The following is a 13,359-nucleotide window of genomic DNA, read 5'->3' on the forward strand; positions in this document are numbered from 1 at the left end:
GTGTCTTTGTCCGCAGGCTAGGCCCGGGGGCGGGGCGAAGGCATGCGCCGATCGGGAGTGGTGGGGGCGAGTCGTTGTCCGTGACGGCCATAGGAGTGGCCGGGGGCGGGCCGTCCGGATCACTGCGCGGTACACCCCCCGGAGGGCGGGCGGGGCACTAGATTGAGCGCCGCAGCGCAGCGCAGGGCACTGGCAGGGGGCAGGGGTTCATGGACACCGACGGCACGCACGACGCACGCACCACCCACACGGGCCGTCTCCCCAGACCCGCCGCCCCCCCGCCCCCCCCGAAACCCCGCCACGCCCCGGCCCCCCCGCCCCCCGGCCCCACCCTCCCCGACTGGCTGCGTACCCCCCGGAACTCCGACGCCCCCGGCGTGTGGGCGTACGGGCACGTGCCGCGCGCCGCCGAGGAGCCGGAGGTGACTGCGACCCGGCAGCTGGTCAGCGGTGCGCTGATCGCCCTCCTCGCGGGACTGCTGCTGTGGTCGCTGCTGTGGAACGGCTACCTCGGCGCGTTCTGGCTGTGGCCGCTGTACATGTTCACGCCCGACTCCTGGGCAGGTGGCAACGCCTCCGTCGTCGCCTCGTACGTCTGGTACGCCATCGTCGCCGGGGCCCTCCTCTTCGGCTTCGGCCGCCTCGGCCGCTGGCCCGAACTGGGCCGCCGGATCCTCGGGAGCCGCGCCGCGCGGGCGACCCGCCCGGCGCCGCCGGCCGGCATCGAGGCAGGAGCGGACGACGACCCCGTTCGCTGGCCGCAGGTGCGGGAGGCCGGGCTGGGGGACGTGGCCGATCGGCTGGAGGGGGAGGCCGGGGCCGGGCGGATGAACGACGTGGACTACGCGCGGATCCGGCGTGCCTGGGAGGGCGTACGCGTCGACCCGTCCCGGCTGCGGGCCTTCGCCGACGCCGTGCGCGACAAGGGCGCCGGTGCCTGCGTGCACCCCTCCGGGGCGCGGGACCTGCCCGTGCGGGCCGCCCGGCACGACCTGATCTCCCGGCAGGTGCTCCTCGGAACCGTCGAGGACGGCGTCCGCAACCCGTACGCGCGCCGCGGCACCGCCTTCGGGCTCGACCCCGACGTCCTCGGCACCTCCGTGCTCGCCGTCGGACCCTCCGGCAGTGGGAAGACCGGCCGCCTGGTGCGGCCCGTCGTCGAGTCGCTGGCGCTCCAGGCGCTCGCCGGCCAGGCCGCCGTCGTCGCCGTCGGCGCGACCGGGGCGCGGCTCGGGCCCGACGAGGCGTACGACGTCGTCGTCCGCGTCGGGGACCCCGCCTCCGTCTACGACCTCGACCTCTACGGCGGCACGACCGACCCTGATGAGGCGGCCACCCTGCTGGCCGAGGCGTTCGTCGGCGACGTCCCCGGGGTCGAGGTGCGCCGCGCCGCCACCGCCCTCGCCCAGCTCCTGGGGCCGTTCCGCGCCGTCCACGGCCGCTTCCCCGCCGTGCCCGAGCTGCGCGAGCTGCTCGACCAGGAGCCGGAGGCCGTCGCCGGACTGCGGCGCGGCCTGGAGGGCACCGGCCGGGCGCCGATGCTCCGCGAACTCGACGCCCGCCGCCGCCAGCACGGGGCGCCCGGCGACCCCGGACCGGTCCTCGCCGACCGGGTGGCCCTGCTGGACCGGCCCGCCTTCGCCGGCTTCTTCGACACCACCGGCGCCGGACGGCCGTTCTCGCTGCGCGCCCTGGAGCACCCCATCCGCGTCCGCGTCGACCTGCCCGAGCGCGCCCACGCCGACGCCTCGCGGATGCTGGCCCGGCTGCTGCTCGCCCAGTTCAACGCGGCCGTGGCCGCCCGCGGCGACCGCTCCCTCTTCGCGTTCCTCGCCCTCGACGACGCTTCCCACACCCTCACCCCGGAGGCGGTGCGCGGCATCCAGCGGCTCCGTTCGGCCCATGCCGGAGTCCTGCTCACGCTGCGCTCCCTGGACGACGTACCGGAGGGGCTGCGCACCCCGCTGCTCGGCGCGGTCGGCTGCCGGATGGCCTTCTCGGGGGTCACCACCTGGGACGGCAAGCGCTTCGCCGAGGCCTGGGGCACCGAGTGGGTCGAGGCGCGCGACGTCACCCACCGCACCGTCTTCGCCGACCAGCCCCTGACCCGGGCCATCCACGCCTTCCGCAAGCTCGTCACCGGCAAGGCCGTCACCACGGACGCCGTGACCGTGCGCCAGGTGGAGCGGGAGCGCTGGTCGGCCTCCGACCTGGCGCACGCCGTACCGCCGGGGCACGCGGTGCTGTCGCTGACCTCCGTGCGCGGGGAGCGGGCGGCCCCGCTGCTGGTCCGGCTGGCCGACGCGCCCTGAGGCGCCGGGGGCCGAGCGCAGGACGCACGACGCGGACCGGGCGCCGAAACCGTACGGGGTGGCAGAATCGAGGGGAGTCGTTCGTACGACACGGCGAAAACGGCAGCCGGCGCGTGCGCTCTCCTGTTCCCACCGTCACCGTCATCCCGTCACCTGTCCCGTCACCGTCACCGTCATCGCCGTCGTCCGTCGCGCGGGGCCGTCCACCGGTCCCCGCAGACCTCCGCCGCAGCCGTCCGCCGCCCCCTCCGCCAAGGACCCTGGTAACCGATGCCGCTCACCCTCGCCTCACTCGTCCAGCACTCGGCGCTCAAGCTCAGCGTCCGGGCGGGGGAGGGCCGCCTCGACACCCCGGTGCGCTGGGCCCACGTCAGCGAGCTCGCCGACCCCGTCCCCTACATGGAGGGCGGGGAGCTGCTCCTGGTCACCGCGATGAAGCTGGACGCGGAGGATCCGCAGGAGATGGGCCGTTACGTGCGCCGCCTCTCCGCGGCCGGGGTCGTCGGCATCGGCTTCGCGGTCGGCGTCAACTACGACGCCGTCCCCGAAGCCCTCGTCGAGGCCGCGGCGGCCGAGGACATGCCGCTGCTGGAGGTGCCCCGGCGGACCCCGTTCCTCGCCATCAGCAAGGCCGTGTCCGCCGCCCTCGCCGCCGACCAGTACCGCGCCGTGACCGCCGGCTTCGAGGCCCAGCGGGAGCTGACCCGAGCCGCGCTCTCCGCCGACGGGCCCGCCGAACTGCTGGCGCGGCTGGCCGCGCACGTGCACGGCTGGGCCGCGCTGTACGACACCTCGGGCGCGGTGGTCGCCGCCGCCCCCGAATGGGCCGCCCGCCGCGCCGCCCGGCTCACCCCCGACGTGGAGCGGCTGCGCGAGCGGCCCGCGCCGGCCAGCGCCGTCGTCGGCGGCTCCGAGGACCGGGTCGAGCTCCAGTCCCTCGGCACCGGCCGGCGGGCCCGGGGCGCCCTCGCGGTGGGCACCGGGGCCCCGCTCGGCACCGCCGAGCGGTACGCCGTGCACTCCGCCGTCGCGCTGCTCACCCTCACCACCGAGCGCTCCCGCTCGCTGCACGACGCCGAGTCCCGGCTCGGCGCGGCCGTACTGCGGATGCTGCTGGCCGGGGAGGCCGAGCACGCCCGGGCCGTGGCCGGTGACCTGTACGGGGCCCTGCTGGAGGCGCCGTTCCGGCTGATCGCGGCCGAGCCGGCGCTGCCCGGCACGGCCCAGCCGCAGGGGCTCGCGCTGCTGGCCGACGCGGTGGAGTCGGCGGCGGCCCGTACGGGGGAGGCGCTGCTGGTGGTGCCGGAGCCGGGCCGGCTGGTGGTCCTGGCCGCCGACGCGGGCTCGGCCGTACAAGCCTGCCTGGCGCACGCGGAGAACCTGGAGGCGCGGCGCGGCCGCGACGCCTGCGGCCCGGAGCCGGACGAGCTGGTGGTCGGCCTGTCCGCGCCGGTCGGCTCCGGCGGGGTCGCGGCGGCGCTCAAGCAGGCCGACCAGGCCCTCGCGGTGGCCCGGCGGCGCGGCCGGCCGCTGGTGGAGCACGAGGAGATGGCGGCGGGCTCGGTCCTGCCCCTGCTCGCCGACGACGCCGTACGGGCCTTCGCGGACGGCACCCTGCGCGCCCTGCGGGAGCACGACGCGACCGGGCGCGGCGACCTGGTGGCCTCGCTCCAGGCGTGGCTGTCCCGGCACGGCCAGTGGGACGCGGCCGCGGCCGACCTCGGCGTGCACCGGCACACCCTGCGCTACCGGATGAAGCGGGTCGAGGAGATCCTGGGCCGGTCGCTGGACGACCCGGACGTGCGCATGGAGCTGTGGCTGGCCCTGAAGGCCACGTCCGCCCCGGCGTAGCCCCCCGCCGCCCCGCTACGGGCCCGTTCGCCGCCCGGACAGTGACAAAGCGGCGAACCCGGACGGCGCGGCGCTCCACGCCGGATAAACGCCGATTCCCCGGCGGCGTCCTACGGTGGTGGTGACAGGACCCCACCGCACACTCCGAAGGGCCGGGATTCGCATGACTTCCACCCACGCCTTCTGGCTCGCCGGCCGCCTGGCCACCGGCGAGGACAGCTTCGACGTCCACTCCCCGTGGGACGGCCGCCTCGTCGGTACCGTCAGCGTGCCCACCGACGCGCAGGTCGAAGAGGCCGTGGCCGCGGCGTACGCCGTGACGGCGGAGTTCTCCGCGACGCCCGCCCACGTACGGGCCGCCGCCCTGGACCACGTGTCCAAGCGGCTCACCGAGCGGACCGAGGAGATCGCCCAGCTGATCTCCGCCGAGAACGGCAAGCCCATCAAGTGGGCCCGCGGCGAGGTCGGCCGTGCGGTGTCCGTGTTCCGCTTCGCCGCCGAAGAGGCCCGCCGCTTCAACGGCGGAGACGCCCAGCGCCTCGACACCGACGCCGGCGGCGTCGGCCGCCTCGCCCTGACCCGCCGCTTCGTCAAGGGCCCGGTCCTCGGCATCGCACCGTTCAACTTCCCGCTGAACCTGTGCGCCCACAAGGTGGCTCCGGCCATCGCCGTCGGCGCGCCGATCATCCTCAAGCCCGCCCCGGCCACCCCGCTCTCCGGGCTGATCCTGGGCGAGCTGCTCGCCGAGACCGACCTTCCGGCCGGCTCCTGGTCGGTCCTGCCGGTCGCCAACGACAAGATGCCGGCCCTGGTGAAGGACGAGCGCCTGCCCGTCATCTCCTTCACCGGCTCCGACACCGTCGGCTACGCCATCCAGCAGTCGGTGCCCCACAAGCACTGCACCCTGGAGCTCGGCGGCAACGCCGCGGCCGTGGTCCTCGCCGACTGGGCCTCCGAGGCCGACCTCGACTGGGCCGCGACCCGCATCGCGACCTTCTCCAACTACCAGGCCGGCCAGTCCTGCATCTCCGTGCAGCGCGTCATCGCCGACGCCTCCGTCTACGACCGCCTCGTCGAGAAGGTCGTCACCACGGTCCAGGCGCAGGTCACCGGTGACCCGTCCGACTCCGCCACCGACGTCGGCCCCCTCGTCTCCGAGGACGCCGCCAAGCGCGTCGAGACCTGGGTCGACGAGGCCGTGTCCGCCGGGGCGAAGCTGCTCGCCGGCGGCAAGCGCGACGGCGCCTCGTACGCGCCGACTGTCCTCGCGGACGTCCCGGACGGCGTCAAGCTCGCCACCGAGGAGGTCTTCGGGCCGGTCCTGACGCTGCGGAAGGTCGAGAACACCGACGAGGCCTTCGCCGCCGTCAACGACTCGAAGTTCGGCCTGCAGGCCGGCGTCTTCACCCGCGACGTCCAGGTCGCCTTCCGCGCCCACCGCGAGCTGGAGGTCGGCGGCGTGATCATCGGCGACGCGCCGTCCTACCGCGCCGACCAGATGCCGTACGGCGGCGTCAAGCAGTCCGGTGTGGGCCGCGAGGGCGTGCGCTACGCGATGGACGACTACACGTACGAGCGCGTCCTGGTCCTGACCGGCCTCGACATCTGACCTCGTACGGCCAAAGAGCCGACGGCCGGAGCCCACTGTGCGGGGGCTCCGGCCGTCTCCCTTTTCCCGCCCGCTCCCACGGGGTACGACTCACTGGTAGCACCGGCCGGCCGATCCCGGCCACCCCCGACTCCGGCGGCGAGGTGAGTCCCCTCATGTCCGCAACACCCCCCAACAGCACACCCCCCAGCAGCAGCACACCACCGGGCGCAGATCCGGGCGCTGTCCCGGGCACCCGGCCCGGCACCCGGCCCAAGGTGACCGAGCGCGAGGCGCGGCGGGTCGCGGAAGCGGCCCGGGAGCAGGACTGGCGCAAGCCCAGCTTCGCCAAGGAGCTCTTCCTCGGACGCTTCCGGCTCGACCTGATCCACCCCCACCCGCTCCCCGCCGACGAGGACGTCCGGCGCGGCGTGGCCTTCCTCGCGCGGCTGCGGGAGTTCTGCGAGACCTCGGTCGACGGCGCGCGGATCGAGCGCGAGGCGAAGATCCCCGACGAGACGGTGCGCGGGCTCAAGGAGCTCGGCGCGCTCGGCATGAAGATCGGTACCGAGTACGGGGGCCTGGGGCTCACCCAGGTCTACTACAACAAGGCGCTCGCCCTCGTCGGCTCGGTCAGCCCGGCCATCGGGGCCCTGCTCTCCGCGCACCAGTCGATCGGCGTGCCCCAGCCGCTGAAGATGTTCGGCACGCGGGAGCAGAAGGACCGCTACCTGCCGCGCTGCGCCACCACCGCCATCAGCGCCTTCCTCCTCACCGAGCCCGACGTCGGCTCCGACCCGGCGCGCCTGGCCACCACGGCGGTGCCGGACGGGGACGACGCGTACGTCCTGGACGGCGTGAAGCTGTGGACCACCAACGGGGTCGTCGCGGACCTCCTGGTCGTGATGGCCCGCGTCCCGGCGTCCGAGGGACACCGCGGCGGCATCACCGCCTTCGTGGTCGAGGCCGACTCCCCGGGCGTCACCGTCGAGCACCGCAACGCCTTCATGGGCCTGCGCGGTCTGGAGAACGGCGTCACCCGCCTCCACCGGGTCCGGGTCCCCGCGGACCAGCGCATCGGCGCCGAGGGCGCGGGCCTGAAGATCGCGCTGACCACGCTCAACACGGGCAGGCTCTCCCTGCCCGCCCTGTGCGTCGGCGCCGGGAAGTGGTGCCTCAAGATCGCCCGCGAGTGGTCCGGCGTCCGCGAGCAGTGGGGGCGGCCCGTCGCGCTGCACGAGGCGGTCGGCGCCAAGATCTCCTTCATCGCCGCCACCACCTTCGCCCTCGAAGCCGTCGTCGACCTCGCCTCCCAGATGGCCGACGAGGACCGCAACGACATCCGCATCGAGGCGGCCCTCGCCAAGCTGTACGGCTCCGAGATGGCCTGGCTGATGGCCGACGAACTGGTCCAGATCCGCGGCGGCCGCGGCTTCGAGACCGCCGACTCCCTCGCCGCCCGCGGCGAGCGCGCCGTCCCCGCCGAACAGATGCTCCGCGACCTGCGCATCAACCGGATCTTCGAGGGATCGACGGAGATCATGCACCTGCTGATCGCCCGCGAGGCCGTCGACGCCCACCTGTCCGTCGCCGGCGACCTCATCGACCCGGAGAAGGACCTCGGTGACAAGGCGAAGGCGGGCGCCCGCGCCGCCGGGTTCTACGCCCGCTGGCTGCCGAAGCTCGCGACCGGCGCCGGCCAGGTCCCCGGCACCTACCGCGCCTTCCACCCCGGCGGCCACCCCGACCTCGCCACCCACCTGCGCTACGTCGAGCGCAGCGCCCGCAAACTCGCCCGCTCCACCTTCTACGCCATGTCCCGCTGGCAGGGCCGGATGGAGACCAAACAGGGCTTCCTCGGCCGCATCGTCGACATCGGCGCCGAACTCTTCGCCATGAGCGCGGCCTGCGTCCGAGCCGAGCGGCAGCGCGCCAACGGCGACCACGGCCGCGAGGCATACCAGCTGGCCGACGCCTTCTGCCACCAGTCCCGGCTGCGCGTCGAGGAGCTGTTCGGCCGCCTCTGGTCCCACACCGACGACCTCGACCGCAAGGTCGTCGCGGGCGTCCTGACCGGCACCTACACCTGGCTGGAGGAAGGCGTCCTGGACCCGTCCGGCGACGGCCCCTGGATCGCCGACGCCACCCCCGGCCCCTCCCGGCAGGAGAACGTGCACCGTCCCCTGCGCTGACCTGCGATCATCGAAGCCAGTCGGACGGACGTACGGGTACGAGCACGAGGCGGCGGCTATGTCGACGGCCAGGGAAGACGCCAGGGAGGACCGCGCCGGACGGCGCCTGGCCTGGTGCGTGGCGCTGGTCCTGCGCCACGCACCGGACCACGTCGCGGCCGGCCTGCTGGGCCGGCTCGACGGGCCGGCCCGCAAGTACCTCACCCGTGACGCATGGCTGCCCGCCTCCGCCGTGACGCTGCTGCTGCGCCACGGCACCGACCAGGACCGGCACTACATCGCCCGCAACCCCCGCGTCGTCGGCCGGCCGCTGCCGGGCCTGCCCGGCCCCGCGCGCTACGCGGCCCGCCCCGGGCCGTCGCCCGAGCTGCTGGCGCAGGCCGGCCCGGGCCCGTTCGGCGCCGAGGAGCTGCTCGGCCTGCTGCGCCGCCACGGCCGCCGGCCCCGGGTGCCGCTGACCCTGCTGCGGATGCCGCACGAGCCGCTCGACCCCGGCTTCCTCGTGCGCGAGCACGCCCGTACGCCGCTGCCGCCCGGGGCCGTGGAAGCCCTGCTGCTGGCCGGCGGCCTGTCGCCGCAGACCGCCGGGGCGCTGCTCGATACCGGCGCGCGGGACGGCGCCGGGGAGCGGGAGGCGTACGGGCCCTCCTGCGCCGCGGAGCGTCAGGCGTACGGGCCCTCCTGGCACCGGCCGGCCGTGCGGGCCGTCCGGATGGGGCTGCTGACCTTCGAGGAGCTCGTCGCCCACGTCGCCCCCGCGCACCGGACCCTGCTCCTCGCGGACCCGGCCGGGCTCCCGCCCCGGGGGCTGCGGTGGAACCTCCCCGAGCTGACGGGCATGCGCACCGCGGTCGCCCGGGCCCTGCGCCCCCTGGGGCAGGACCCCCGGCTCTGGGCGGAACTGCTCCGGCACGCCCGGACCGTCCCGCTGCCCCTGCCGGAACTCGTCGCGGGCCTGGCCGGCGGCTCCCCGCCCGAACCGGCGGACGGCCCGGGGCCCGCCGGGCTGGAGGCGGCGGTCCGCTCGCTGGCCCCGCGGGCCGAGCCCGATCCGCAGGGCGGCGTGGAACGCGAACTGGCCCTGGCGAGCCTCGCGGTGCCGATGGAGACCGTCGCGGAGGACATCCGCTGGGTACGGGACTGCCTGGCGCGCGGGCTCCTCGACGGCGCGGACGTCGTCCGGCACAAGCTGCCCGCCTGCTGGGCCCTGGACGAGGACCACTGGCTGGGGGAGACCTACACCCCCGACCGGCACGACCGGCCCGGTCCGGTGCTGACGGCGCGGGCGGAGGCCGGCCGGCTGTTCGCCCTGGCCCTCGGCGAGGACCCGGACGCCTGGTGGTCGGTGGCCCGGGCGCTCCCGGAGTTCGCCGGAACGCTCCCGCACCTCCTGCTGCGCGTCACGGACGGGGGATCCGTGTCCGCGCGCCCCTGAGTTGCGGCGACAATGGGGGGCATGAGCGACCGTCCAGCCCCCCTCGCCGATCCGCACCTCCTCTTCGACCCCGCGGCCGGCCGCCGGGACATCGTCATCCTCGGCTCCACCGGTTCGATCGGCACCCAGGCCATCGACCTGGCCCTGCGCAATCCGGACCGGTTCCGGGTGACCGCCCTGTCCGCCGCGGGCGGACGGGTGGGGCTGCTGGCCGAGCAGGCCCGGCTGCTGCGGGTCGACACGGTGGCCGTCGCCCGCGAGGACGTCGTCCCGGCCCTGAAAGAGGCGCTGAGCGCCCAGTACGGCCCCTCCGAGCCGCTGCCCGAGATCCTGGCCGGCCCGGACGCCGCGACCGAACTGGCCGCCTCCGCGTGTCACACCGTCCTCAACGGCATCACCGGTTCCATCGGCCTCGCGCCCACGCTCGCCGCGCTGCGGGCGGGCCGGACCCTGGCCCTCGCCAACAAGGAGTCGCTGATCGTCGGCGGCCCGCTGGTCAAGGCCCTCGCGAAGCCCGGCCAGATCATCCCGGTCGACTCCGAGCACGCGGCGCTCTTCCAGGCGCTGGCCGCGGGCACCCGGGCCGACGTGCGCAAGCTCGTGGTCACCGCCTCCGGCGGCCCCTTCCGCGGCCGTACGCGCGAGGAGCTGGCGGGGGTCACCGTCCAGGACGCCCTGGCCCACCCCACCTGGGCCATGGGCCCGGTGATCACCATCAACTCGGCGACGCTGGTGAACAAGGGGCTGGAGGTCATCGAGGCCCACCTGCTCTACGACATCCCCTTCGAGCGGATCGAGGTCGTGGTCCATCCGCAGTCCTACGTCCACTCGATGGTGGAGTTCACGGACGGCTCCACGCTCGCCCAGGCCACCCCGCCGGACATGCGCGGTCCCATCGCGATCGGTCTCGGCTGGCCTCAGCGCGTACCGGACGCCGCCCCCGCCTTCGACTGGACCAAGGCGTCCAGCTGGGAGTTCTTCCCGCTGGACACCGAAGCCTTCCCCGCGGTCGGCCTGGCCCGGCACGTGGGCGCCCTCGGCGGTACGGCCCCGGCCGTGTTCAACGCGGCCAACGAGGAGTGCGTCGAGGCGTTCCTGGCCGGTCGGCTGCCGTTCACAGCAATCATGGATACCGTCTCTGCCGTGGTCGATGAGCACGGGACGCCGGAGTCGGGAACCTCCCTGACGGTCCGGGACGTCCTCGAGGCGGAGACCTGGGCCAGGGCCCGGGCGCGGGAGATGGCGGCGCGGGCCGCCGTGGAGGCGAGCGCATGACCGTTCTGATGACCGTACTCGGGATCGCGATCTTCGCGGTCGGGCTGCTGGTCTCCATCGCCTGGCACGAGCTGGGGCACCTGTCCACGGCCAAGATCTTCGGCATCCGGGTGCCGCAGTACATGGTCGGCTTCGGCCCGACCGTGTGGTCGCGCCACCGGGGCGAGACCGAGTACGGGATCAAGGCCATCCCGATGGGCGGCTACATCCGCATGATCGGGATGTTCCCGCCCGGCGAGGACGGCAAGGTGACCGCCCGCTCGACGTCGCCGTTCCGGTCGATGATCGAGGACGCGCGCTCGGCGGCGTACGAGGAGCTCCAGCCCGGCGACGAGAAGCGGCTCTTCTACACGCGCAAGCCGTGGAAGCGCGTCATCGTGATGTTCGCCGGCCCGTTCATGAACCTGATCCTGGCCGTGGCGATCTTCCTCACCACGCTCATGACCTTCGGGGTGAACACCCAGACCACCTCGGTCGCCTCCGTCTCGGACTGCGTCATCCAGCAGAGCGAGAAGCGCGACACGTGCACCGCCGGCGACCCGGCCGCCCCCGCCAAGGCCGCCGGACTCCAGGCCGGCGACAAGATCGTCGCCTTCAACGGCCGCAGGGCCGACGACTGGGCCGCCCTCCAGAAGGACATCCGCTCCACCGTCGGACCCGCCACGATCACCGTCGTGCGGGCCGGGCAGCGGATCGACCTGAAGGCCGACCTGATCGAGAACAAGGTCGCCAGGACCGACGGCAGCGGCAAGTACGTCAAGGACCAGTACGTCACCGCGGGCTTCCTCGGTTTCGCCCCCGCCTCCGGCTACGTCCCCCAGACCTTCGGCCAGTCCGCCGACCGCATGGGCGAGATGATGCAGGCCGGCGTCACCTCGCTGGTCCAGCTGCCCTCCAAGGTCCCGGACCTGTGGAACGCGGCCTTCAACGGCGCCGACCGCGCGCAGGACAGCCCGATGGGCGTCGTCGGAGCCGCTCGGGTCAGCGGGGAGATCTTCAACCTCGACCTGCCGGCCACGCACATCCTGGTGATCTTCCTCAACCTGCTGGCCGGCTTCAACCTGTCGCTGTTCCTCTTCAACATGCTGCCGCTGCTCCCGCTCGACGGCGGGCACATCGCGGGAGCCCTGTGGGAGTCGCTCCGGCGCAATCTCGCGAAGCTGTTCAAGCGCCCCGACCCGGGCCCGTTCGACGTGGCGAAGCTGATGCCCGTCGCGTACGTCGTCGCCAGCGTCTTCATCTGCTTCACACTGCTGGTGATGGTCGCCGACGTGGTCAACCCGATCAAGATCACCTGACGCTGGGCGGTCTACACCATGCGGTGAGGAGCCGGGCACACATCGTGCCCGGCTCCCTACGTTCGGGTGGCACACCCCCTCGGATGCGGGGGCGGCGCGCTGATTGGCGTAATCTCGAAGGCTGGAGCCCGCCGATCTCGGGACCTTGATCCACACCTTGGGGTTGCACAGCAGATGACTGCCATCTCTCTCGGAATGCCGGCCGTGCCGACGAAGCTTGCCGACCGCAGGGTCAGCCGCAAGATCCAGGTCGGTTCCGTGGCCGTCGGAGGCGACGCACAGATCTCGGTGCAGTCGATGACCACCACCCGCACGTCCGACATCGGCGCCACGCTCCAGCAGATCGCCGAGCTCACGGCCGCCGGCTGCAACATCGTGCGCGTGGCCTGCCCGACCCAGGACGACGCCGACGCCCTCGCCGTCATCGCGAAGAAGTCGCAGATCCCGGTCATCGCCGACATCCACTTCCAGCCCAAGTACGTGTTCGCCGCCATCGACGCCGGCTGCGCCGCCGTCCGCGTGAACCCGGGCAACATCAAGCAGTTCGACGACAAGGTCAGGGAGATCGCGCGGGCCGCCAAGGACACCGGCACCCCGATCCGCATCGGCGTCAACGCCGGCTCCCTCGACGCCCGGCTGCTGAAGAAGTACGGCAAGGCCACCCCCGAGGCGCTGGTCGAATCCGCGCTGTGGGAGGCCTCCCTCTTCGAGGAGCACGGCTTCGGCGACATCAAGATCTCGGTCAAGCACAACGACCCCGTCGTCATGGTCAACGCCTACCGCCAGCTCGCGGCCGCCTGCGACTACCCGCTGCACCTCGGCGTGACCGAGGCCGGCCCGGCCTTCCAGGGCACCATCAAGTCCGCCGTCGCCTTCGGCGCGCTGCTCTCCGAGGGCATCGGCGACACCATCCGCGTCTCCCTCTCCGCCCCGCCGGTCGAGGAGGTCAAGGTCGGCAACCAGATCCTGGAGTCGCTGAACCTCAAGCCGCGCCGCCTGGAGATCGTCTCCTGCCCGTCCTGCGGCCGCGCCCAGGTGGACGTCTACAAGCTGGCCGAAGAGGTCACCGCGGGCCTGGAGGGCATGGAGGTCCCGCTGCGCGTCGCCGTCATGGGCTGCGTCGTCAACGGCCCCGGCGAGGCCCGCGAAGCCGACCTCGGCGTCGCCTCCGGCAACGGCAAGGGCCAGATCTTCGTGAAGGGCGAGGTCATCAAGACCGTCCCGGAGTCGAAGATCGTGGAGACCCTCATCGAAGAGGCGATGAAGATCGCCGAGCAGATGGAGCGGGACGGCGTGACCTCGGGCGAGCCCACGGTGGCCATCGGCGTCTGATCCGGCCCGGCTCCGACGGACCCGGCCCCGGACCCGTTCCCGCAGCTCGGGGGCGGGGTCGGGGCTTTTTCGTGAC

General features: G+C 74.0%; 8 protein-coding genes. All 8 read left to right on the top strand.

The genetic code is table 11. The features are described from left to right. Positions 1-209: 209 nt before the first annotated feature. The 8 genes from ABT106_RS00520 to ispG all read left to right on the top strand — a co-directional run bounded on the left by ABT106_RS00520 (position 210) and on the right by ispG (position 13,283). A complete protein-coding gene (locus tag ABT106_RS00520; protein ID WP_351270145.1) occupies positions 210-2,312 on the top strand; it encodes an ATP-binding protein in 2,103 nt (700 codons plus the stop codon). A 270-nt stretch (positions 2,313-2,582) separates the two neighbouring features. Beyond that, positions 2,583-4,163 (top strand): PucR family transcriptional regulator, encoded by a 1,581-nt coding sequence (locus ABT106_RS00525; RefSeq protein ID WP_351270148.1) that lies wholly within the window; start codon positions 2,583-2,585, stop codon positions 4,161-4,163. A gap of 163 nt (positions 4,164-4,326) precedes the next feature. After that, entirely contained in the window at positions 4,327-5,772 is a 1,446-nt protein-coding gene (locus ABT106_RS00530; RefSeq protein ID WP_351270151.1) for an aldehyde dehydrogenase family protein, read from the top strand. Between the two features lie 155 nt (positions 5,773-5,927). Then, positions 5,928-7,943 carry an acyl-CoA dehydrogenase family protein gene (locus ABT106_RS00535; RefSeq protein WP_351270153.1) on the top strand — a complete coding sequence of 672 codons (2,016 nt, stop codon included), beginning with the start codon at positions 5,928-5,930 and terminating at the stop codon, positions 7,941-7,943. A 58-nt stretch (positions 7,944-8,001) separates the two neighbouring features. After that, positions 8,002-9,378 carry a hypothetical protein gene (locus ABT106_RS00540; protein ID WP_351270156.1) on the top strand — a complete coding sequence of 459 codons (1,377 nt, stop codon included), beginning with the start codon at positions 8,002-8,004 and terminating at the stop codon, positions 9,376-9,378. Between the two features lie 12 nt (positions 9,379-9,390). Then, on the top strand, positions 9,391-10,653 hold the full coding sequence (dxr, locus tag ABT106_RS00545; RefSeq protein WP_351270158.1) for a 1-deoxy-D-xylulose-5-phosphate reductoisomerase: 1,263 nt from the start codon (positions 9,391-9,393) through the stop codon (positions 10,651-10,653). Next, positions 10,650-11,951 (top strand): M50 family metallopeptidase, encoded by a 1,302-nt coding sequence (locus tag ABT106_RS00550; RefSeq protein WP_351270160.1) that lies wholly within the window; start codon positions 10,650-10,652, stop codon positions 11,949-11,951. The genes dxr and ABT106_RS00550 overlap by 4 nt, the downstream gene beginning before the upstream one ends. Before the next feature lie 174 nt (positions 11,952-12,125). Then, positions 12,126-13,283 (top strand): flavodoxin-dependent (E)-4-hydroxy-3-methylbut-2-enyl-diphosphate synthase, encoded by a 1,158-nt coding sequence (gene ispG / locus ABT106_RS00555; RefSeq protein WP_351270163.1) that lies wholly within the window; start codon positions 12,126-12,128, stop codon positions 13,281-13,283. Positions 13,284-13,359 lie beyond the last annotated feature (76 nt).

The organism is Streptomyces sp. NPDC002044, assembly GCF_040296725.1.
GTDB lineage: Bacteria > Actinomycetota > Actinomycetes > Streptomycetales > Streptomycetaceae > Streptomyces > Streptomyces antarcticus.